Genomic DNA, 22287 nt, shown 5'->3' with positions numbered 1-22287 from the left:
GCGCGGCTGCCTTAGCGCGGGAGCGGCGGGGGCACAAACGCGGACCTCACAGAAGGGCCGGGCTTCTGGGGTCGACCGCTGGCCAAGACCGGGCGCAGCGACCGTCAAATTCTACGCGCGAAGGCCGTTACCTGGCAGATCGAGGCCGCCCCGCGCCTTCAGCGCCCGGTAGGCCGCCACTGCGATGGCGAGGTCTCGAAGGAGCCGGCGCTCGTTGCCGAGGTCGGCGATGTCGTAGGTTCGTCCGAGGATGTGCGCGGCTTCATAGCCTTCCGGCAATTCGCCTGCAGTGCCGAGGGAGATCGTCGTGTTCGGCAGCGCGCCGACGAATTCGGCCAACCGTTCCCGGAGCAATGCGCCGCTCGTGCGCAGATGGTGGCCGGCCGCCGGGCCATGGTTTCGGAGCGCCGCGATGGTGCCCTGCGCCAGCGACAGGTGGACCTCCTCGCGATGCGACGGAAAGAGGTAGACCAAGTAGTAGCCCCGGGTGGCGCTGGTCGTAACGGCCGGGTCGAAGACTGCGAGCCATGGCACGGCCGCCCACTTGCTGCCGCGCCCCGGGCTGCCCTTGACGAGGAACGGCCCGTCAATGCCGACGAGGGCGGCCCGAAGCTCGTCTGGCGCAGATTTCCGAATGACCGCCGCGAGCGGGTGCCCCGCCGGCGGGTCGAGCCGGGCCAGCGGGTATTCCTCGATGATGCGGCGCAGGGCGTAGCCGAGGCTCAAGGTCGGGCGAGGATGCCGCCGGTCATCGCCTCGCGAACGCCGGTGGTCGAGGGAAAGGTGATCGGCAGCCCCTGGAGCGAGCGCACGGCGAGGAAAGCGAAAGCTTGCGCCTCCAGATAGGCGGAGGACCAGCCGATCGCGTCGGCGGTCGTGATCTCGGCACGGAGATGGTAGTTCAGCAGCCGAACCAACTCGCCGTTGCGCGCGCCGCCCCCGGCTACGATCCAGCGGGTCGGGATCTCGGGGGCGTGATCGAGCGCCCGTGCCACCGCCCGCGCCGTGAACGCGGTGAGGGTCGCCGCGCCGTCTTCGGTCGAGAGCTGTCCCGCGAGCTTGTGCGAGAACCAGTTCCGATCCAGCGACTTTGGCGGCCTCCGAAAGAAGAAGGGGTGCGTCAGCAACCAAGCGAGGAGCTGTTCGTCCGGTCGGCCGCGGGCGGCGGTGCGGCCGCCATCGTCGAGGTTCTTGCCCTCCCGCTCCTGCATCCACTCGTCAATCAGGGCGTTGCCGGGTCCCGTATCGAAGGCGATGACGCCGCCTTTGGAATCGATCAGTGTCGCGTTGGCAACGCCACCGATGTTCAGGATTCCGAAGGGTCCGTCGAAGCCGGACGCCTCGGCCAGCGCCTTGTGGAACACCGGCACGAGCGGCGCGCCCTGCCCGCCTGCTTCGATGTCAGCCCGACGCAGATCGGACACTACCGGTATGCCGAGCCGGGTCGCGAGGGCCTGACCGTCACCGATCTGGATCGAGATGCGCTGGTCGGGCCGGTGGATCACGGTCTGACCGTGGAAGCCGATCACGTCGATCGCATCCGCGGCGAGGCCGTTCTCCTCGAGAAAGCGCTCCACAGCCTGCGCGTGCGCCTGCGTGACGAACGCCTCCGCCTCGGGCAGCCGCCCAGGCCTGTCGGCCGGGTGCTGGACCGCCTCGGCATCCTTGGTGGCGGCGCGCAGCAGCGCCTTCTCGTCATCCGCATAGCCGCGATAGCCGGTGGGGCCGAGCGGCTCCAGGAAGTTGTTGTGGCCCTTGACCACGTGGACAAGTTCGCCGTCGGTCTCGATCAGGGCGATGTCGACGCCGTCCAGCGAGGTGCCGCTCATCAACCCGATCGCGCGCATCATCGCCATGCCGCCCTGCCCCGTGCCTTTCGGCCAACGCCCTGCTAAGAGCCCGCCGTATCCTGAACCCAGCGCGAGCTAGCACACGAGGCCTTGGCCTGTCGCGCGACGCAAGCGGCCCGAGATCGTAATCATGACCGCCGAGAGCTTTGCGCCGAAATCCGACTTCCTGCGGATCCTGACCGAGCGCGGCTATATTCACCAGACCTCCGACCTCGCGGGGATCGATATGGCGGCCGTGGAGGGCCGTCTGACCACCTACGTCGGCTACGACTGCACGGCCCCCTCGCTCCACGTCGGGCATTTGCTGTCGATCATGATGCTGCACTGGCTGCAGGCCACCGGCGGCAAGCCGATCGCCCTGATGGGCGGGGGCACCACCCGCGTCGGCGACCCGTCCGGCCGCGACGAGACCCGCAAGATCCTTAACGTCGAGCAGATCGACGCCAACAAGGCCGAGATCCGCAAGACCTTCGACCGGTTCCTGCGCTTCGGCGCGGGTGCCGGCGATGCCGTGATGGTCGACAACGCCGAGTGGCTGACCAAGCTCAACTACATCGAGATGCTGCGCGACGTGGGTCGCCATTTCTCCGTAAATCGCATGCTGTCGATGGACAGCGTGCGCCTGCGCTTGGAGCGCGACCAGGAACTCTCGTTCCTGGAATTCAACTACATGATCCTCCAATCCTACGACTTCGTGGAGCTGAATCGCCGCTACGGCTGCGTGATGCAGATGGGCGGGTCCGACCAGTGGGGAAACATCGTCAACGGCATCGATCTGGGCCGGCGCATGGGCACGCCACAGCTCTACGCCCTGACCTGCCCGCTCCTGACCACGGCGTCGGGGGCCAAGATGGGTAAGACGGCCGCAGGGGCGGTCTGGCTCAACCCAGACATGCTGAAGCCCTACGATTACTGGCAGTTCTGGCGGAACACCGAGGATGCGGATGTCGCCCGCTTCCTGAAGCTGTTCACGCTGCTGCCCATCGAGGAAGTCGCGCGGCTCTCGGCTCTCGCGGGGTCCGAGATCAACGCCGCCAAAACGGTATTGGCGACCGAAGCCACGGCTCTGTTGCACGGCCGCGAGGCTGCTGAGGCGGCCGCGGAGACCGCGCGCAAAACCTTCGTGGAAGGGACACTCGCCGCAGACCTGCCGAGCGTGACCGTCCCGCTGGCGACGTTGGAGGCCGGGCTCGGTGTCCTCACGGCTTTCGGCCCGGCGATTGCCAAGCTCGTGCCCTCGACGAGCGAGGCGCGCCGGCAGATCAAGGGCGGCGGCCTGCGGGTCAACGACGTCCCGGTCGCGGACGAGAAGGCGCTGCTTGGCACGAGTGATCTCACGCAGGACGGCGTGATCAAGCTGTCCTTCGGCAAGAAGCGGCACGTCCTGCTGCGGACGAAATGATCGACCGCACCGGAGCTGACCGAGGGATTGCCGCGTGAGCGCCGTTGCCCGCATTCTGGTCATCGACGACGAGCCGCCGATCCGCCGACTGCTGCGGACCGGCCTTGGCACACAGGCCTACGGCGTCGTCGAGGCGGCCGACGGGTCGGCGGCCCTGGCCGCCCTCGGGGCCGGTGGAGTCGACCTCGTGATCCTCGACCTTGGCCTACCCGACATGCCGGGCCATGCCCTGCTCGCCCAGATCCGCGAGGGCTGGCCGAACCTGCCCGTGGTGGTCCTATCCAGCCGGGACGACGAGCGCGGCAAGGTCGAGGCCCTGGATCTCGGGGCCGACGATTACGTCACCAAACCGTTCGGCATGAATGAACTGCTCGCCCGCATCCGCGCTGCCCTTCGACACCGGCTGGCGATGCAGGGCGAGCGTCCGGTGTTCCGGATCGATGACCTGTCGGTCGATCTCGTCCGCCGCGTCGTGCGGGTAGGCGAGCGGGAGGTGAAGCTGTCGCCGCGGGAGTACGATTTCCTGCGGGTGCTGGTTCAGCATGCCGGAAAGGTGCTGACGCACGCGCAGCTCATGCGCCACGCGCCGTCTTCATCGGATCCGCAATACCTGCGCGTCTACATGCGACAGCTTCGCCAGAAGCTGGAGCCGGACCCGGAGCGTCCGCGCTACCTGCTCACCGAGACCGGCGTGGGCTACCGTCTCCGCGCACCGGACTGATCACGGATCCAGCCCGTCCTCGACCCGCCGCGCCGCGCGCAGCTTCTCGACCCGCGCCACCGAAAACACCGACGCCTCGTAGAGGAGCAGCATCGGCAGGGCCAGGGAGAGCTGTGAGATCACGTCGGGCGGCGTGAGCACGGCGGCGGCGACGAAGACCAGCACGATCGCGTAGCGCCGCTTCTCCCGCAGAAACTTCGCATCGATGATTCCGACCTGACCCAGCAGCGTCAGGATCACCGGGAGCTGGAACGCGATGCCGAACGCGAAGATGAGCGTCATGATCAGCGAGAGATACTCGTCGACCTTGGGCAGAAGCTTGATCGTCGGCTCTCCGGCCACGCCCACCTGCTGGAGCGAAACCGAGAACTTGATCAACAGCGGCATCGCCAGGAAGAACACCACCAGCGCGCCGAGCACGAAGAAGATCGGCGTCGCCACGAGGTAGGGCAGAAACGCCTTCCGCTCGTTGCGATAGAGACCCGGCGCCACGAAGGCGTAGATCTGCGTGGCGATCACCGGAAAAGCGAGGAAGGCCGCTCCGAAGACGCTGAGCTTGATGTTGGTGAAGACCTGCTCGAGGAAGTGGGTCGCAATCAGCTCGGCGTTCTGGGTGCCAACCACCGACGTGTAGGGATAAACGAGAATATTGTAGATATCGCGCGAGAAGAAGAAGCACGCGAAGAACATCACCACGAACGCGATGAGCGATTTGATCAACCGCGCGCGCAGCTCGATCAAATGCTCAAGCAACGGCGCTCGGGAGGCCTCGATCTCGGCCTCGTCTGCCTCGGTGATCATCGGACAGCGGCGCCGTTCTTCGGGTCCTCGGGGGGCTGGTGCGTCGCGGAGGGTTCGGGCGGCGGCCCGAAAGGATCATCGACGGATCCGGGAACCGGCAGCGGCACCTCGGGTGCCGCCTGGGGTATCGGATGCGCCGGCTCGGCGGCCGGTTGCTCCGTCGCCTGCACAGGTGCCGCGGCCTCCTGTTCGGCCTTCAGCTGCGCAGTCGCGTCGGCGAGGGACCGAGCCTCCGGCGCGGGCATCTCGGGACCGAGCTTTTCGGGCCCGATCTTGGTCCGCCCCTCCACGGCACCCTTCAGCTCGTCGCGGATCGTCTGAACGGGATTGAAGGTCGAGCCGGCCGTCCGGACGGTATTGCGAATCCCGTCGACCTCGCGCCGCACCTCGTCGAGCTCGGCCTCGCGGATCGCCTCATTGAATTGCATCTGGAACTCGCCGGCCATGCGGCGCAGCTTCGACGTGATCTGGCCGACGGTGCGGAGCGCCTTCGGCAGATCCTTCGGCCCGATGACGATGAGGGCGACGCCGCCGATCAGCATCACCTCGCCCCAACTCATGTCCAGCATGTCGTCGACGGTCCTGCTGCCTTTCGGTCCGAACCCCCGCTCGGACCCCGTCAGGCTCTACACGAGCACGCGCCCCCTGACAGTCCCCGAGCCCGGGATTAGACCCGTCCGCTGTCAGACCGGCTTGCGCTCGCCGCCAGGGAGATGGCTGGCCGGGATAGCCGTGCCCGGGCTGGTCTCGGTGGCGTGCGGGATCGTGCGCACGGGCTCGCTGGGCGGAGCCACGGTCTGGCTGGCCTGCGGGGTCTCGTCCTCGGCCATACCCTTCTTGAACGCCTTGATGCCCTTGGCCACGTCGCCCATCAGGTCCGAAACCTTGCCGCGTCCGAAGAGCAGCATCACGATGACCGCGACGACGACCCAGTGCCAGATACTCATGCTGCCCATGGCAACCTCCTGCGTGCGCCCCCGGGAAGCGAGAGCGTGACGCCACGTCCGGTTGAGGAATTCCGGGCGAACCTAGGGATCGTGCCGCTCGAACACAAGCAGAGGCGACGCCGGGGACGGTGGAAGGCCGCGGATTGAACGGTCGATCAGGCGGCCGCGAGAGCGGCCGCGAAGCGCGCCCGGGCCTCCGGAACGTCCAGCGTCTCACCGGCGGGATCGAGGCGACCCAGCGCTGCGGCGGCCCGCTCAGCGGAACGGCCCTCCAGAGCGGGAGCGGCCTCCGCAACGCCCCGCATCTCCTCCATCGAGCCGTTGCAGTGGAGGCCGACGTCGATGCCGGCCGCGAAGGCCCGCTGCGTCCGCTCGCGAAACGTGCCGGTGAGCGCGTGCATCGACAGGTCGTCGGTCATCAGCAGCCCGTCGAACCCGATCGCCGTCCGGATCACGTCCTGGATGACGGTGGCCGACTGGGTCGCGGGTCGGTCGGGGTCGAGCGCCGTGAAAACGACATGGGCGCTCATCGCCATCGGCAGATCGGCCAGCGCGCGGAACGGGCCAAAATCCTGAGCCGCGAGGGCGTCACGTGGGACATCGACGACAGGCAGGCCGTGGTGGCTGTCGCAGGCGGCGCGGCCGTGCCCGGGGATGTGCTTCATCACCGGCAGGACGCCGCCAGCCATGAGGCCCTCTGCGATGGCTCGGCCGATCTCCGCGACGGCCGCCGGGTTGGTCCCGTAAGCTCTGTCACCGATGATGTCGTGCGAGCCGGGTGCGGGGACGTCGAGGACTGGGGCACAATCGACATTGATGCCGACCTCCGCGAGATCGTGCGCCATGAGGCGTGCACCGAGTCGGGCGATCGTCGCGGCGCTGCCGTTCAGGCGACCGTAGCGGCCACCGGCCGGATAGGCCGGCCAGTGCGGCGGACCCATGCGCTGCACCCGGCCGCCCTCCTGATCGATCAGGATCGGCGCCTTGTCGGAGCCGACGCACGCACGAAGCGCGTCGGTCAGGACCCGCACCTCCGCGGGCGTCCCGATGTTGCGCTTGAAGAGGATGAAACCCCAGGGCCGCACGTCGCGGAAGAAAGCCGCTTCCTCGGCGGAGAGCGACTTGCCGGCGCAGCCGAGGATCAGGGCACGGGATGTCATCGGCACGTCTCGGAAACTCGTCGGGAGCGGCACAGAGTGGAAGCGAATACGCCGGGCGGACCGAATCGGTGACGGTAGAGTCGGGCGGGAACGCGGACGCGACAAGACGAAAGCGCGATCCCGGCACCGTAACCGGTCCGACGGTCGATTCCTGTTGCTCGAGAGACTCGCCTCCTGTCGGAGGCGCATCCCGGCCCTGCCCCGCGCGGGGCACAAGCCCGCAGTGGGACTCGGCCGCCACGCTCGATTCAGAGCGCGAAGCGCCTCAGTTCTTGGCCACGAAGCACTGGCCGCCGGCACCCTGCAGGGCGCTGCACAGGCTGGACGCCTCGGCCTTGTCGAGCGGCCCGACGCGGACGCGGAAGATGGTCTTGCCGTTCACGTCCGCCTGCCGGATCAGCTCGGGCTTTCCGGCCAGCTGCGCGAACTTGCTTTGCATCTGCCGGAAGGCGGCCTTGGCCTCGGCGGCGGAATTGCGCACGCCGAGCTGCACCGAGAAGCCACTCACCGGGCCGGAATGGACGGCCGCGTCGTCGGAGGTCGCGGTGCTCGACGTGGTGTCGGGCGCGGCCGCCGAGGCCGGAGCCACGGTCGCGACCCGCTGCGCCGCCTTCGGCGGGGGCTTCACCGCGACGGGCTTCGGTGCGGGCGACTCAGTCTGGGCCAACGCCGGCGGCGGCGCGACCGAAGCGGGCGTTGCCGTCGCCAGACCCGCCGCAGCCTGCCGGGTCGGCGCCCTGGACGGCGCCGGCTGGGCCGGCTCATCGCCCGGCAGCACCATGGTGGGGATCGGGGCAGGTCCCGCATCCGCCTGGGCCTCGCGGGCCGGCGCCGGGGGCGGAGCATCGGGCTTCACGGCCACGGTGCGTACCCGGCGGGGCTCGCCGAACGCCTCGAAGGGGCCGTTGCCCGGGGTCGTGCCGCCCTGCGCGCTGCCGGCGGGCGACGGACCCTGGGCGGCGCGCGCGGCCTCGGCCACGTCGAGGGGCTGCTCCTCGCGGTTGACGATCTTGATCTGACCGTCCTTCTTGCCCTTCGGGTCGTAAATCTGCCGGTTCTGGTCCGGGATCTCGACGCCGTCGGCGACCTTCGGGGCCACCTTGAGCGGTGTGGAATCGGCCTGCACCACGGGCACGCCGCCGTGGCTCGAACCGCTGAGCCCTTTGTAGGTCAGCGCGCCTGTGACCGCGACGGCCACCACGGCGATGCCCGCCCCGACCGAGACGAGCCGGCGGCGCGGATCGACGCGCCGAAGCGGCCGGTCGGCTTCGTAGTCGCCTGCCGGCGGAGCCGGCTCCGCCGCGGGCTCACCGCCATAGGCCACGCTTTCCTGATGCGTGTCGCGCTCCACCGAAGCGAGGTACTGATCGAAGGCGTCGGCCGGGGTCGGCTTGACGGCATCTTGGGCGAAGCTCGGCTCGACACGCCCCGACCAGCCGGCCTGAGGGGACGCTTCGGAGGCGGCGCGCATCTCCTCTCGGGCCGCCAGAAGGGCGCGGAACGGGTCGTCCTGGCCAACGATGCGGGCGAGTTCCGCCAGGGGATCGGCCTTGGATCCGGATTGCGGCGCGCGGGATCCTTCCGGACGCAGATCGCGCGCGAGGGCGTCGAGATCGACCTGAGCGCGCGAAGCGTTCGTCATGCCTGAATCCTCACATCAGCGCCGGACACCAGCCCGATGCGTACGGGCCCTATCGCATCTCGTCCGGCGCGGTCACACCGAGCACCGCGAGGCCAGCGGCGAGCGTGCTCCGAAGAGCTTCGACGAGCGCCAGCCGGGCCCACGTCGACTTTCGATCGGTTGCATTAACAAACCGTAATTGCGGCAAGTCTTTGCCCTTGTTCCAGAAACTATGAAGCGCCGAGGCCAGCTCGTACAGATGGAAGGCGATCCGATGCGGTTCGTGTGCCACGGCGGCTGATTCGAGAACCCGCGGATACTGGGCGATGAGGCGCATCATCTCGATCTCGCCCGCATCCGTCAGGAGCCCGAGATCGGCCTCGCGCAGGAGGGCCGCGGGGGACAGATCCGTATCGGGAAATGCCTCGCGCGCCTGCCGCTGCACCGAACGCACCCGGGCGTGCGCGTACTGGACGTAGAAGACCGGGTTGTCCTTCGACTGCTCGACCACTTTGGCGAGGTCGAAATCCAGGGTCGCGTCGTTCTTGCGATACAGCATCATGAAGCGGATCGCGTCGCGCCCGACCTCGTCGATCACGTCGCGCAAGGTCACGAACTCGCCGGACCGTTTCGACATCTTAACCGGCTCGCCTGCGCGCAACAGCCGCACCAGCTGGCAGAGCTTGACGTCGAGCGTCGCCCTGCCGTCGCTCACAGCCTTCACGGCCGCCTGCATGCGCTTCACGTAGCCGCCGTGGTCGGCACCAAGGACGTCGATCAGCTCGGTGGCGCCCGCCAGATACTTCGCCCGGTGATACGCGATGTCGGAGGCGAAATACGTGTACGACCCGTCAGACTTCAAAAGCGGCCGATCGCTATCGTCGCCAAACTCCCGGGTGCGGAACAGCGTCTGCTCGCGATCCTCCCAATCTTCGGGGAGCTGCCCCTTGGGCGGCGGCAGGCGGCCCTCGTAGACGAGCCCCCGCTGGCGCAGTTCTTCGAGCAGCGTCTTCACGGCCCCGCTGTCCTGCAGCGTCCGCTCAGAGAAGAACACGTCGTGCCGGATCCCGATCGCGGCCAGGTCGGCACGGATCATGTCCATCATCATGGCGAGGGCAGTCTCGCGGACCACCGGCAGCCACTCCGCCTCGGACCTGTCGAGAAGCGCGCGTCCGTGCGTCTCCGCCAGCCGGGCACCGACGGGCTTGAGGTAATCCCCCGGATAGAGCCCTTCGGCGATGGCAAAGGGCTCGCCCAATGCCTCGCGGTAGCGCTGGAAGGCGGAGCGGGCGAGCACGTCGACCTGAACGCCCGCATCGTTGATGTAGTACTCGCGCGTCACCTGCCGCCCCGCCGCGACCAGCAGGTTGCACAGGGCGTCGCCGAACACAGCCCCGCGGCCATGGCCCACATGCATGGGACCGGTCGGATTGGCCGAGACATACTCGACGTTGATCGGTCCGCCGGAAAGGCGCGCGCGTCCGAACGCCTCGGGTTCGGCGAGAGCGCTGCGCAGCACGTCGTGGAGAATCTTCGGGTCGAGCCGGAGGTTGATGAAGCCGGGTCCTGCGACACGCGCCTCGGCGATGCGCGGATCGGTGCCCAGCTCCGCCGCCAGGGCCTCGCCGAGGGCCTTCGGGTTCGTCCGCGCCTCCTTGGCGAGAACGAGGGCCGCGTTGGTGGCGAGGTCGCCGTGCGAGGGGTCGCGCGGCGGCTCGACGACGACGCGGCCGAGGTCGAGGCCCCCGGGCAACTGGCCGGCGCGCGTCAGGGCCTCCACGGCCTCGCGCACACGCGCCTCGAACAGGGCGAAGATGTTCATCGGTCTCGGTCTCGCTCGCGCGGGGGTCTCGTCGCCTGGCCTGTCCGACCTGCGCCCGCCCGGGCCGTCTAGCAAGGCGCCGAAGGGGTGTCACGACGCCGGTGGGACGGCTTCGTCTCCGGACTGGGCGGATCGTGCGCGCCCCGTCATCCAGGGCGGCGAGTACCGATTCGGCAGAGCGCGCCTTGCCTCCCGACGGTCAAGACGATGTCCTCGCCCAAGATCGCGGCATTCCCGATCGTGGAGGAGACCGATGAGAGCTTTGACGATGGCCGGCACGGCGCTCTGTGCCCTGATGATCGCGGCTCCGACCGCGGAGGCCCGCGGCTTCCGCGGCGGCGGGTTCCACGGCGGCGGCTTCCACGGCGGCGGCTTCCACGGCGGCGGCTTCCACGGCGGTTTCCGTGGCGGCGGCTTCGGCTATCGGGGCGGATATTACGGCCGCGGTTTCGGCTACCGTTACGGCTACGGGCGGGGCTTCGGCTATGGACTCGCGGGAGCGGGGATCGGGCTGGGCCTCGGCCTGGCGGCGAGCAGCCTCTACGGCGGATACGGCTACGGCGGCTACGGGTATGGCTACGGCTACCCGGCGGCATACGGCTCCTACGGATACGGCTATCCCGCCTACTACGGTGGCTACACCTACGGCTGCGGCTGCTGATCGCCGCGTCCCCTCGCCGATCCGACATGTGCGGCGAGGGGCTACGGGCAGACGGCACCTCCGTGCTTACGGCTCCGTAAGCGGCAGGCCGCGGCTGGGCAGCTCCCAGTGCAGGTCCGGCGTCGCCGCGTACAGCTTGCGGTGCGCCAGGACCGCGTAGGTGTCGGTCATGCCGGCGATATAGTCGGCGACCCTGCGGGCCAATCGTGCCTGCGAGGCGTCGTCGAGGCCGGCGCTCCACTCCTCCGGCATCCGCGTCGGGTCGGCGGTGAAGGCGGCGAACAGGTCGTTGACGATCGACTCGGCCTTCTTGCGCACGGCCACCACGCCCGGATGCCGGTACATCCGCTTCCATAGGAAGCCCATGATCTCCGCGTCGGCGGCCGCGATGGCCGGCGAGAATGCGATGACCGGCGCCTCCGCGTGGCGAATGTCCTCGACGTTCGCAGGATCGAGAGCCGCGATCCGGCGGCTGCCCTCGCGAATGACGTCCTCGACGAAGCGCGTGATCACACGCCGCGCCAGCTCGTGAACCACACGGGACGCTTCGAGGCCCGGGTGGAGCCGGTCGATCTCGTCCAGGAGTTCGGCCAAAAACGGCACGGCGCGCAACTCGGGGATGTCGAACAGGCCGGCCCGAAGGCCATCGTCCAGGTCGTGCGCGGCGTACGCGATGTCGTCGGCGAGAGAGGCCGCCTGAGCTTCGGGGCCGGCTTGGCTCCAGAGGTCCAGCGGGTTGAGCGCGTCGTACTCGAGGATCGCGGCCGGGATGCCGCGGGCGGCGTAGCGCGGCGTCGGCTGCCCGCCGGACGTCAGCAGCGGTCCGTTGTGCTTGACCAGCCCTTCCAGGGTCTCCCAGGCGAGATTCAATCCGTCGAAGCCGGCGTAACGCCGCTCCAGACGTGTCACGATCCGCAGGGCCTGCGCGTTGTGGTCGAAGCCGCCGTGGCCCGCCATGCAGGCGTCCAGCGCGTCCTCGCCGGTATGGCCGAAGCAGGTGTGTCCGAGGTCGTGGCTGAGGGCCAGCGCCTCGGCGAGATCCTCATCGAGGCCCAGAGCCCGGGCCAGCGCCCGGCCGATCTGACTGACTTCGAGGGTGTGGGTGAGGCGCGTGCGGTAGTGATCGCCCTCGTGATGCACGAAGACCTGGGTCTTGTGCTTCAGCCTCCGGAACGCCGTCGAGTGGATGATGCGGTCCCGGTCGCGCTGGAAGTCGCTGCGCGTCGGCGAGCCCGCCTCGGCGATCAGCCGCCCGCGAGTGCGGCCCGGATCCGTGGCGTAGGGTGCGCGCCAGCGCTCGCCGTTAGGCCGCACGAAGTCCGACCGTCATCGCCTGCACCCCGTACATGAGTCCTCCTCGCCCGGCGCGTTGCAGCGCGGGCTCGCGCCCCATATCTTGTGGGCCGTAGCGCCCGGGACAACGGCCGGGCTGCGCCGTCCACCGAACACTGCGTGGCCAGAGACCCATGGCTGACATCACCCTCACCGACCGCGCGGCCAAGCGCATCAACGAGATCATGGTGTCCGAGCCGCCGGGCTCGTCCCTGCGCATCAGCGTCAACGGCGGCGGCTGCTCCGGCTTCTCATACGCGTTCGACATCACCCGCAGCCGGGAGGCTCAGGACATCGCGATCGAGCGCAACGGCGCGACGGTGATCGTCGATCCCGTCTCGCTGGAATACATGAGCGGCTCGACCATCGATTTCGTGAACGACCTGATCGGGCAGTCCTTCAAGATCGAGAACCCGCTGGCCACGGCCTCCTGCGGCTGCGGCACCTCCTTCTCGCTCTGACGGAAGCGACGGGGCCGGTTTCCGGCGTGGCGCCGTTGCCGCCGTACGACACACGATCCCGCTCGGAGGCTCAACCCTCCGCGCGCGATTGCCTCTCCGATGAAAACGCGGCACGCCTACCGGGTTTCCTCGAGAGCCCTGGTCCGGACCCCGCCATGATCCATCCGAAGGCCCGCTTCCGCCTCCGGCCGGCCCTGGCGGCGACGGGTTTGCTCGCGTTGCTCGGCCTCGCCGCGGCCCCGCCCCCCTCGCCGCGCAGGAGGGCGCCGCCGCCGTCCAGGACGTCACGGTGACGGATGTGGTCGTGCCGCTCGGTGGCACGCTGCTCAAGGCGCCGAAGCTGACCGCGAGCGGCACCCGCCTCTCCAAGGACGATCTCGCCGCGATCCTCCGCCCCGACTCCGCCGTGCCGTGGGAAGCGCGCCTGGCACGGCTCGACGCCGGGAGCCTGACGATCCCGGTCCTCACCTCCGAGAATGTCGGATCCGGCGACAATCGCCAGATCGTCACCTATCGCGACGTGGTCGCCCGCGATGTCCGGGCCGGACGCGTAGGCGAACTCACGGCGGCGGGCGCGACCGTCAGTGCCGTCGCGGGACCGAACCGCGGCTCCGGGACGTACGGTCAGGTGCGGGCGACCGATCTCGACCTCGCGGCGCTGAGCCGCCTCTACACGGTCCCGGGCGACGGGAAGGGCCCGGTCCAGCGGGTCTACGGGACGATCCAGGTCTCGGATGTCACCTACGCGGACGCGCGGGGAACCACCGTCAAGATCGCGCGGCTGAACGGCCGTGACCTCGGCGGCCGTCAGGTGCCCGATGGCTGGAACGGCGCCTTCGAGATCGTCGCCGCAGGCTTCCAGGACGGGACGGACCGGCGGCCCTTCGCCGCGGCCGCCGCCGACCTGATCGAGGCGACCTCGTTGGGAAGCCTGGAGATGCAGGGCTTCAGCGTGAGCGATTCCGATCCGAAGGGCCCCGTGCTGTTCGAGATCGGCCGCGCCGCCTACACGTCGTCGGGATCGGAGGCCGGCACGACGCTGGACGACCTGTCGCTGTCGCGCGGAAGTCTGCGCGCCCATATCGGGCGGCTGGCGCTGGTCGGGACGTCGCTGGCTCCTACGGTCGCGGGTTTGCAGGCCATCGCCAGTGAGCCCACTCCGGGTGCTGGCCTCTCCGACGTGGACATGCGCCGGCTGGCGCCGAAGCTCGGCAATTTCACCCTCAGCGACCTGTCGGTCGAGCTACCGCCGGACTCGGAGCCGGCAGCATCCGCGCCCCGGGAGGGACGGGCCCCGATCCGCGCTCCGGGGGTGGAAGGAAGCCGGCCCGGTGCGGGGAAGTCGACGGACGGGAAGCCGGCCGAGGTCAAGGCCGGCGATCCCCTCGCCGTCACGGTCGCGCCGCATCAGCCGCGCCGGATCGCCCTGCGCGAGGCCGCGCTCGCCTTCGGTCCGCTCACCGACGGCGTTCCGAGCACGAGCCATCTCAGCCTTTCCGGCCTTCGCATGCCCGCGGATCTGCTGGCCGGCGCACCGATCGTCGGCGCCCTGCCGGCCTACGGCTACAGGGATCTGGACTTCGATGTCGTGGCAGACGCCACGCTGGACGAGAAGGCGCGCGACCTATCGCTGCGGGAGATCACCGTCACGGGACGTGATATCGGCACGGTCCGGCTGGCGGGCACCCTGGGCGGGATCGGCCCCGAGCTGTTCTCCGGCACGCTCCCGGCGGCGACGATGCTGATGTTCTCGGGCAGCGCCAAGACAGTCGACCTGACCGTGGAGAATGCCGGCTTGTTCGAGCGCTTCCTCGCCGCGCAGGCGAAGGATCTCAGCCTCAAGCCGGACGAGTTGCGCAAGGAGTACGTCACCGCGAGCCTGCTCGGCGTTCCGATCATCCTCGGCAACAGCGCCGCCGCCAAGGGGATCGGGGCGGCGATGGGTCAGTTCGTGATGAAACCCGGCAAGCTGATGGTCCACGCCAAGGCCAAGGAGCCCGCCGGTATCGGCTTCATCGATCTCGGCGCATCACGCTCGCCGGCCGCCGTGCTCGACCGGCTGGACGTGGAGGCCAAGGCGAACTGAGCGGCGGAACCTTGGGTGCGATGGGTTTGCGGTTTTCGCGGCAGCTCGCGGATGAATTCCAGCCTTCCGACCGGCACCCTCATCCCGGGGTGCCGGACCGCAGCGCAGGCCTCGAAGGAGGCCTTCAGGGATCGCGCGGCTGGCTGGAGGCCTTCGAGGCCCGCTGACGCGGGCACCTTGGGATGAGGGGATTGGGCGGGATCACCCGATCAGCTCGCCGAGCGGAAATGTCGAATCCGTGTCAACGTTGGGCGCGCTTCGCCGCGCCGAGCTGGTGTCGGTCTCGACGACCCCCGTTTTGGATTGGAGTGCTGCTCCGGTGATCGTCGCTCGCCTCTCCAAGATCGTCCTGATCGCCGCCCTGGCGCTGACCTGCACGCTGGTGGTGTTCGGAAACGTCGTCGATCCGGCGACCAATCTCAGCTTCGTCCGCCACGTCCTGTCGATGGACACCGTGCTTCCGGATTCCGGGATCACCGACCGCTCGATCACCAATCCCGAGCTCCAGCAGGCCGCATTTTACCTGATCGTCGCCGGGGAGGCGCTGACCGCCCTGCTCCTGTGGATCGGCGCGGCGCTGATGCTCGCGCGGCTCAAGGCGCCCGTTACGGGCTTCGCGCGGGCGAAGGGCTGGGCCATCGCCGGCCTCAGCGTCGGATTCCTCGTGTGGCAGGCGGGCTTCCTGGGCATCGGCGGCGAGTGGTTCGGCATGTGGATGTCGAAGACGTGGAACGGCCAGGAATCCGCCTTCCGCTTCGCCATGACGGTGCTGGGCGTCCTGATCTACGTCGCCCTGCCTGAGTCCGAGGCGCCTCGCCCAAGATCCGGTCCCTAGGAAGCCGGCTTGCGCTCGTCCGCTCGACTGCGCCGCTACAGCGCGATGATCTCGGGATGGCGCGCTGCCAGCATCGTCCGGGTGGCCTCCGCCCAGGCGCGGTCGCGCGCCTTCCGATCCCGCTCCAGGGGCACGTCCGCGACGAGGCGGGCCGGCCGGCGCGAGAGCAGCAGAAGCCTGTCAGCGATCCCGATCGCTTCCGCAACGTTGTGCGTCACCATCAGGACGCTCATGCCGGCCTGATCCACGATGTCGACCACGAGGCCGCGCAATTCGGCGGCGGCAGCGTCGTCGAGGGACACGAACGGCTCGTCGAGGACCAAGACCCGTGGCCCATCGGCGAGCGCCCGCGCCAAAGCGACCCGGCGCTGCATCCCGAGGGATAGCGCCTTCGGATAGTTGGTCCGCCACGCCGTCAGTCCGAGGCGCTCGAACAGCTCGTCGAGGTCGCGCCCGCGCCGCGCCCGCGGCAGCCCGAGGCGGACGTTGTGCTCGACGCTGCGCCATGGCAGCAGCCTGGGCTCCTGGAACACCATGCCGGCCTGCTCTGCACCGGACACCCGGCCCTCGAAATCGGGGTCCAGGCCGAGCAATGTCCGCAACGTCGTGGTCTTCCCGGCGCCCGAGGGACCGATCAGGCAGACGATCTCGCCCGCCCCGACCGTGAAGGCGAGGTCGCTGACTGCCTCCACGGGCTCGGCACCGCGGGGGCGATACCATTTCGAGTCGATGGCGACTCGGAGGACGGGCTCAGCGCCAGCGGCGGACATGGGCCTCGAGCCGTTGCAGGAGAAGGACGTCGATGCCGATCATCACGGCCATGAAGACGAGGCTGTAGCCGATGATCGCGGCCACGTCGGTGCTCTGGACGAAGTAGTAGTTGATCGCGAACCCCACGCCGTCGGGGCGGCCGAGCAGCTCCACCACCAGCACGATCTTCCAGGCGAGGGACAGGCCGGAACGCGCGGCCGTCACCACATAGGGCTGGAGCTGCGGGATCAGGACATCGCGAACCCAGGTGCGGCGGTCGAGCCGATAAGCGCGCGCCATCTCGTCGAGCTGCGGATCGAGGTTGCGGGCACCCTCGCGGACGATCACCGCGACGTTGGGAAGCTTGTTGAGCACGACCGCGAGGATCGCCGCCGTCTCTGTGAGGCCGACCCAGACATAGGCCAGCACGGTGATCACCAGGGCCGGCGTGTTGAGCAGGACCAGGAGCGGCGTGTCGAGGGTGAGATCCGCGGCCTTCGAGCGCCCCAGTGCGACGCCGAGCGCCACGCCCAGCGCCATCGCGATCGCGAAGGAGACGGCGACCCGGAGCAGCGTCACGCCCACATTGTGGGCGAGGTCGCCGCGCTCGGCCTCCTGCGCGATAAAGCGCAGCACCGCCAGGGGCGGCGGCAGCAGGCGCGAGCCGGCCTCCAGCGCGGCAGCCTGCCACGCGGCGATCAGGACCACCAGCGACGCGATGCGGGTCAGCGCGCCCATGCGGTCCGGGCGTTCCACATCACCGTCGCGCCGGGCTGCCGGGCGGCCGCCTCAACCATTGCGGTCGCTGTCGTAGTAAAGGTCGGGTGGCAGCCCGTTCCCTTTCCCGACGAGCCGCGTCCCGCCGAGCCGCGCCATCACGGCGTAGAGTTTCTCCGCGTCGGCCCGCTCCTCGGCCACCGGACGGCGCGGAATGCCCGCCAGGAAGTCGCGCTTCAGCGCCTCGAAGGTGGCGTCGTCCTCGGCCGCCATCAGGGGGCGCACGATCTGCCAGGTTGTCGGATCCTGCGCCAGCATGTCCTTGGCGGCGCGCGAGGCCCGGGCGAAACCCGCCACCGCGGCCGGCTTCTCTTTCACGGTGGTGTCCTGGAACAGGTAGCCGATCAGTGCGACGTCGCCGGTGACGCCCAGCGCGTGCATGATATCCTCGGCCCCGACGAGGCGGCGGTACTTCTTGGCCTCCAGGCGCGCGCAGTAGGTCCAGTAGGTCAGCGCCGCGTCAAGGGCGCCCTGTTCCAGCTTCAGCGTGATGAGCGGGGGCGCGCCGTAGGCGATCTCGGCGGCGTGCTCGAGATCGATTCCAGCGGCATCCTTGGCCTGGGCTTTGAGGAGCAGCCAGTTCTTGTCGAGGGGCCCCCGGCCACGCCGAGGCGCTTGCCGTCGAGATCCTTCAGGGACTTCACCGGGCTGTCGGCCGGCACCATCACGGCGCCCTCCGAGGTCGAGTAGGGGATGAACCGCACCGCCTGCCCGTCATTGCCGAGCCGGGCCGCCCAAAGCAGGTCACCCACGATCGTGTCGACCTGATTGCCGATGAAGCTGATCCGCGCGGCATCGTTGCCGGCAAGCTTGACGGCGTCGAGCTGAAACCCGTTGGCCGTATCGAGCCCACGGGCCTTGATGACCGCAGCCTCCCAGGTCGAGGTGCCGAAGGGCAGGCTTCCGAGCCGCACGGTCGGGACGTCGGCGCGCGCCGCCCGCAGCCCGAGGCCGCCGATCACGCTTCCGGCGAGCATCGCGCGCCGTGACAGCATCACGCCTTCTCCCATCGTATTGCGCAGTCTTTGAGGACGACAGACTGGGGTTCGAGTCTGTTCCAGCGCCATTGGAAAATGGTCATAGGGCCCGCACCGGCCTCCGTCCATCGTGCGGAACACGCTTGCGCGCAACCTGCGTCAGCGGCACCCTCCGCCGGACGCATTTTGGCTGAGGCAGGACCATGAGTGAGCGACGCGAGGGCGTTCTGGACGACGCGACCGTGGAGGCGCGGCTCAAAGCCGAGCTGCCCGCGTGGCGCTTGGAGGACGGGTGGATCCGCCGGACCTACAAGACCGCCGGCTGGAAAAGCACACTGATGGTGATCAACACCGTGGGCCACCTCGCCGAGGCCGCGTGGCACCATCCCGACATCACCGCATCGTACGCCTGGGTCGAGGTCCGGCTGATGAACCACGCCGCGAAGGGCATCACCGACAAGGATTTCGCCCTCGCCCGGAAGATCGAGGAGGTCGTGTCCTGGCAGCCGGGCCAGGAGGGACAGGGGCTCGAGGGCACGCCGACCGATCCGCGCTTCGCCTACATCAAGTACGACAAGTAGCCCGCGGCATCCGGGCTGGGGCCGTCATTGCGGCTCCTTCACCCGGCGGCATTCGGTCTTGAGGTAGGCGGTCTTGCCGATCTCGTCGCGCCGCTCGGTCCGCGCGATGATCTCTTGCCAGCCGGTGGCGCAGCCGAGCTCGTTGGCGACCCTCACCTTGCGCACTTCCAGGGCCTGATCGTCTGTGCAGGCGTCCTGCGCGAGACCGTTGGCGCAGACCAGCACGACGGCGATGAAGGCGTTCATGGGAGGCGTTCCTCGTTCCAGCCCTGCCTTACGCGCCAGAACGCTCGAGGTTTCCGGAGGCGCATCGCGGCCGGTGCGGAGGATGTCCACGGTCGGCCCGTCCCGAGGGGGGAAAGGACGGGCCGACCGCTTCTCGCGGCGTCCGGGGACGCCGCGATCGCGAAAGCGTGACGCTCACACGCTGTGGGTTGCCGCAACGCCACTGCCCGGCCGGATCCGGTAGCAGCCGACATAGAGGGCGGGCAGGAACAGCAGCGTCAGGACGGTGGCGGCGAGGATGCCGCCGATCATCGCGACGGCCATCGGCCCCCAGAACACCTCCCGGGCAATCGGGATCAGACCCAGGCTCGCCGCAGCGGCCGTCAGAAGGATGGGGCGCAGCCGATGGTGCGTCGCCTCGAACACGGCGTCCCAGGGCGGCATGCCCTCCGCCCGGAACTCCTCGATCTGGCTCACGAGGATTACCGCGTTGCGGATGATGATCCCGACCAGCGCCAAGATGCCCAGGATCGCGACGAAGCCCATCGGCTTGTCGAACAGGAGCAGGGTCGGCACGACGCCGATCAGGCCGAGCGGAGCGACCGTGAAGACCAGCAGCATCCGCCCGAAGCTCTGGAGCTGCATCATCAGCAGGACCGCCATGGCCAGCAGCATCACCGGGACGACCGCCGCGATCGGGCCCTGACCCTTGGCGGATTCCTCCACGGCGCCGCCGGTCTGCAGGGTATAGCCCTCGGGCAGCGCCTTGACGAAGGCGTCTATGCCGGGCTGCAGGGCCGTCACGATGGTGGCCGGCTGGGTCGCGTCGCGGATCGTCGCCCGTACCGTCACGGTCGGCAGCCGGTCGCGGCGCCAGACGATCGGCTGCTCGAGGTCGTAGCCGATCCGCGCGAAGGCCAGGAGCGGCACCACGGAGCCGTTGGCGAGCCCGACCTGGAGCGACTGGAGCGTGTCCAGCGACGACCGTTCGGCCGCCCGCGCCCGGCCGACGACGTTCACGAGGTAGATCGAATCGCGCACCTGGGTGATCGCCTGGCCGCCCTCGATCCCGTTGAGGATGCCGGCCACGTCCTGGCTGGTGACGCCGAGCTGGCGAGCCTTGTCCTGCAGGATCTCGACCCTCAGCACCTTGCCGGGCTCGTTCCAGTCGAAGGTCGGCACGTCGAGGCGCTTATCCGCGGCGACCACGTTGGCGAGGTCGAGGGCGAGGCGTCGCACCGTCTCCATGCGGGGTCCGCTGAGCCGGTACTGCACCGGTCGGCCGACGGGCGGACCGAGGCTGAGCGGCTGGACCAGCACATCGGTCCCGACGAACTCGCGCAGGCCGACATGCTGGAGCCGCGCGATCACCCGGTCGCGCACCTCCAGGGACTTGGTGACGATGACGATCTGCCCGAAGAAGGCGTTGGCGAGTTGCTGGTCGAGGGGCAGGTAGAACCGCACCGCGCCCTGGCCGACATAGGAAGACCAGCTCGAGACGTCCGGATCATCCTTCAGCCTGGCCTCGAACCGATCCATCTGCGCCCGGGTCTCGGCGACGGTGGCGTTCTGCGGCAGGGTCAGATCGACCAGCACCTCGGACCGGTCCGAGGACGGGAAGAACTGCTGCTGCACGTGGCCCATGCCGATGATCGCCACGCCCATCGCGCCCAGGCACAATGCCACGGTCGTCCACCGCCAGCGCATCGCTACCCGGAGCGCGGCGAGGAACAGGCGCGTGAAGATCCCGCGCTTCTCCGTGTGATACCTCATGGTCGTCGGGAGCAGCGTCACGCCGATCAGTGGCGCGAACAGGACCGCGACGATCCAGGACACCAGCAGGGCGGCGGCGATCACCACGAACAGCGAGTAGGTATACTCGCCCGCGCCGGACCCGTTGAAGCCGATGGGCAGGAAACCCGCCACGGTCACGAGGGTCCCCGTGAGCATCGGGAAGGCGGTGGAGGTGTAGGCGTAGGTCGCGGCCTTCCGGAGCGTGTCGCCGCGCTCCAGCCGCGCGACCATCATCTCGACCGTGATCATGGCATCGTCGACCAGGAGGCCGAGCGCGATGATCAGAGCGCCGAGCGAGATGCGCTGCAGCGTCACGTCCATGACCTGCATGATCACGAAGACGATCGCCAGCACCAGCGGGATCGACCCCGAGACCACGAGTCCGGCGCGGACGCCGAGGCTGACGAAGCTGACGGCCAGCACGATGATCACCGCCTCGACCAGCGCCTCGGTGAAGCCGCCGACCGCGTGCTCCACCTGTTTCGGCTGGTCCGACACGAGGTGCACGCCGACGCCCACCGGCAGCGTGGCCTCGATCCGCCGCATGCGCGCCTTCAGGGCCTCCCCGAAATGCAGCAGGTTGGCGCCGGGCCGCATCGCGATGGCGAGCCCGATGGCGGGCTTGCCGTCGACCCGGAACAGCGGCGCCGGCGGATCCTCGTAGCCGCGGCTGATCTCGGCGATGTCGGCGAGGCGGAAGAAGCGGTCGTTGACGCGCAGGTTGAAGTCCTGAAGCGAGGCCTCCGACGCGAAGGAGCCGCTGACCCGGAGCGAGACGCGCTCCGGCCCCGCCTGGACGACGCCGGAGGCCGAGACGGCATTCTGCGACTGGAGGGCTTTGATCAGCGCTTGGAAATCGATGCCGTATCCCGCGAGCTTGCGGGTTGAGAAATCCAGGTAGATCGCCTCCGCCTGCGTGCCGATCAGCTGCGTCTTGCCGATGTCCGGCACGCGCAGGACCTCGGTGCGGATCGACTCCACGTAATCGCGCAGCTGCCGGTGCGTAAGGCCGTCCGCCGTGAAGGCGTAGATGTTACCGTAGACGTCACCGAACTCGTCGTTGAAGAACGGACCCTGCACGCCCTCGGGGAACTGCCCCTTGATGTCGCCGAGGCGCTTGCGGACCTGATAGAAGGCCGGTTGCACCTCCGCCTTCTTCAGCGTGTCGCGGAACTGCACGAAGACCGTCGACGATCCCGGCGTGGTGTAGCTGCGGACGTAGTCGAGGCCGTTGAGCTGCTGGAGTTCCTTCTCGACGCGGTCGGTGACCTGATCGAGGGTGTCCTTGATGGTCGCGCCCGGCCACGTCGTCTGCACGACCATGGTCTTGATGGTGAAGGGCGGATCCTCCTCGCGGCCAAGCCGCGTGTAGGCCATCACGCCCGCGACCAGCGAGACGAGCATCAGGAACCAGACGAATGAGCGGTGCTCGAGCGCCCAGTCGGAAAGGTTGAAATCCTTCACGGGAGAACCTCGTCCGGCCG

General features: G+C 69.0%; 20 protein-coding genes and 1 pseudogene. 7 read left to right on the top strand and 14 right to left on the bottom strand.

The window, feature by feature from the left end; translation table 11 throughout:
- Positions 1-111: 111 nt before the first annotated feature.
- Positions 112-726: a DUF3578 domain-containing protein gene (locus MMSR116_RS13720; protein WP_010682566.1), complete on the bottom strand. Its 615-nt coding sequence runs from the start codon at positions 724-726 to the stop codon at positions 112-114.
- Positions 723-1856 (bottom strand): anhydro-N-acetylmuramic acid kinase, encoded by a 1134-nt coding sequence (locus tag MMSR116_RS13715; protein WP_010682567.1) that lies wholly within the window; start codon positions 1854-1856, stop codon positions 723-725. Before MMSR116_RS13715 ends, MMSR116_RS13720 begins: the two co-directional genes overlap by 4 nt.
- 124 nt (positions 1857-1980) lie before the next feature.
- Here MMSR116_RS13715 and tyrS point away from each other — a divergent pair, with 124 nt between their 5' ends.
- A complete protein-coding gene (gene tyrS / locus MMSR116_RS13710; RefSeq protein WP_010682568.1) occupies positions 1981-3252 on the top strand; it encodes a tyrosine--tRNA ligase in 1272 nt (423 codons plus the stop codon).
- A gap of 34 nt (positions 3253-3286) precedes the next feature.
- A complete protein-coding gene (locus tag MMSR116_RS13705; RefSeq protein ID WP_010682569.1) occupies positions 3287-3973 on the top strand; it encodes a response regulator in 687 nt (228 codons plus the stop codon).
- Here MMSR116_RS13705 and tatC read toward each other — a convergent pair whose 3' ends face one another.
- The 6 genes from tatC to argS form a co-directional block, all read right to left on the bottom strand.
- Entirely contained in the window at positions 3974-4774 is an 801-nt protein-coding gene (gene tatC, locus MMSR116_RS13700) for a twin-arginine translocase subunit TatC (RefSeq protein ID WP_010682570.1), read from the bottom strand.
- Positions 4771-5343, bottom strand: a complete 573-nt coding sequence (gene tatB / locus MMSR116_RS13695) for a Sec-independent protein translocase protein TatB (RefSeq protein ID WP_010682571.1) — start codon at positions 5341-5343, stop codon at positions 4771-4773. The genes tatC and tatB overlap by 4 nt, the downstream gene beginning before the upstream one ends.
- 114 nt (positions 5344-5457) lie before the next feature.
- Entirely contained in the window at positions 5458-5730 is a 273-nt protein-coding gene (locus tag MMSR116_RS13690) for a twin-arginine translocase TatA/TatE family subunit (RefSeq protein ID WP_010682572.1), read from the bottom strand.
- 146 nt (positions 5731-5876) lie between these two features.
- On the bottom strand, positions 5877-6881 hold the full coding sequence (gene nagZ, locus MMSR116_RS13685) for a beta-N-acetylhexosaminidase (RefSeq protein ID WP_010682573.1): 1005 nt from the start codon (positions 6879-6881) through the stop codon (positions 5877-5879).
- 265 nt (positions 6882-7146) lie between these two features.
- Entirely contained in the window at positions 7147-8523 is a 1377-nt protein-coding gene (locus MMSR116_RS13680) for an SPOR domain-containing protein (protein ID WP_010682574.1), read from the bottom strand.
- 49 nt (positions 8524-8572) lie between these two features.
- A complete protein-coding gene (gene argS / locus MMSR116_RS13675; protein WP_010682575.1) occupies positions 8573-10324 on the bottom strand; it encodes an arginine--tRNA ligase in 1752 nt (583 codons plus the stop codon).
- A 253-nt stretch (positions 10325-10577) separates the two neighbouring features.
- On the opposite strand from argS, the gene MMSR116_RS13670 reads away from it, so the two are divergent.
- Positions 10578-10985 (top strand): hypothetical protein, encoded by a 408-nt coding sequence (locus MMSR116_RS13670; protein WP_010682576.1) that lies wholly within the window; start codon positions 10578-10580, stop codon positions 10983-10985.
- Between the two features lie 66 nt (positions 10986-11051).
- Here the strand turns inward: MMSR116_RS13670 and MMSR116_RS13665 are convergent, their stop codons facing one another.
- Positions 11052-12299 (bottom strand): deoxyguanosinetriphosphate triphosphohydrolase, encoded by a 1248-nt coding sequence (locus MMSR116_RS13665; RefSeq protein WP_010682577.1) that lies wholly within the window; start codon positions 12297-12299, stop codon positions 11052-11054.
- A 152-nt stretch (positions 12300-12451) separates the two neighbouring features.
- On the opposite strand from MMSR116_RS13665, the gene MMSR116_RS13660 reads away from it, so the two are divergent.
- The 3 genes from MMSR116_RS13660 to MMSR116_RS13650 all read left to right on the top strand — a co-directional run bounded on the left by MMSR116_RS13660 (position 12452) and on the right by MMSR116_RS13650 (position 15699).
- The gene (locus MMSR116_RS13660; protein WP_010682579.1) at positions 12452-12778 is read left to right on the top strand and encodes a HesB/IscA family protein; all 327 of its coding nucleotides are present in this window, start codon (positions 12452-12454) and stop codon (positions 12776-12778) included.
- A 289-nt stretch (positions 12779-13067) separates the two neighbouring features.
- Positions 13068-14864, top strand: a complete 1797-nt coding sequence (locus MMSR116_RS13655; protein ID WP_191991899.1) for a hypothetical protein — start codon at positions 13068-13070, stop codon at positions 14862-14864.
- Between the two features lie 319 nt (positions 14865-15183).
- Complete coding sequence (locus MMSR116_RS13650) at positions 15184-15699, top strand: DUF2165 family protein (protein ID WP_010682581.1); 516 nt, start codon at positions 15184-15186, stop codon at positions 15697-15699.
- A gap of 35 nt (positions 15700-15734) precedes the next feature.
- Here the strand turns inward: MMSR116_RS13650 and MMSR116_RS13645 are convergent, their stop codons facing one another.
- From MMSR116_RS13645 to MMSR116_RS13635, 3 genes and pseudogenes are all read right to left on the bottom strand, one after another.
- On the bottom strand, positions 15735-16469 hold the full coding sequence (locus MMSR116_RS13645) for an ABC transporter ATP-binding protein (protein ID WP_039892322.1): 735 nt from the start codon (positions 16467-16469) through the stop codon (positions 15735-15737).
- Positions 16450-17187 (bottom strand): ABC transporter permease, encoded by a 738-nt coding sequence (locus MMSR116_RS13640; protein ID WP_010682583.1) that lies wholly within the window; start codon positions 17185-17187, stop codon positions 16450-16452. The genes MMSR116_RS13645 and MMSR116_RS13640 overlap by 20 nt, the downstream gene beginning before the upstream one ends.
- Before the next feature lie 51 nt (positions 17188-17238).
- Positions 17239-18221: pseudogene (locus tag MMSR116_RS13635) on the bottom strand (ABC transporter substrate-binding protein).
- 185 nt (positions 18222-18406) lie between these two features.
- Between MMSR116_RS13635 and MMSR116_RS13630 the strand changes: the two are divergent.
- Entirely contained in the window at positions 18407-18784 is a 378-nt protein-coding gene (locus MMSR116_RS13630) for a 4a-hydroxytetrahydrobiopterin dehydratase (RefSeq protein WP_010682585.1), read from the top strand.
- 24 nt (positions 18785-18808) lie between these two features.
- On the opposite strand, the gene MMSR116_RS13625 is transcribed toward MMSR116_RS13630, so the two are convergent.
- Together MMSR116_RS13625 and MMSR116_RS13620 are read right to left on the bottom strand one after the other, a co-directional pair.
- On the bottom strand, positions 18809-19030 hold the full coding sequence (locus MMSR116_RS13625; protein ID WP_010682586.1) for a hypothetical protein: 222 nt from the start codon (positions 19028-19030) through the stop codon (positions 18809-18811).
- Positions 19031-19204: 174 nt separating this feature from the next.
- Complete coding sequence (locus tag MMSR116_RS13620) at positions 19205-22267, bottom strand: efflux RND transporter permease subunit (protein ID WP_010682587.1); 3063 nt, start codon at positions 22265-22267, stop codon at positions 19205-19207.
- Between the last annotated feature and the right edge of the window lie 20 nt (positions 22268-22287).

Origin of the sequence: Methylobacterium mesophilicum SR1.6/6, from assembly GCF_000364445.2 — a bacterium.
Lineage (GTDB): Bacteria > Pseudomonadota > Alphaproteobacteria > Rhizobiales > Beijerinckiaceae > Methylobacterium > Methylobacterium mesophilicum_A.
This window is presented reverse-complemented; position numbering and strand designations above follow the sequence as displayed.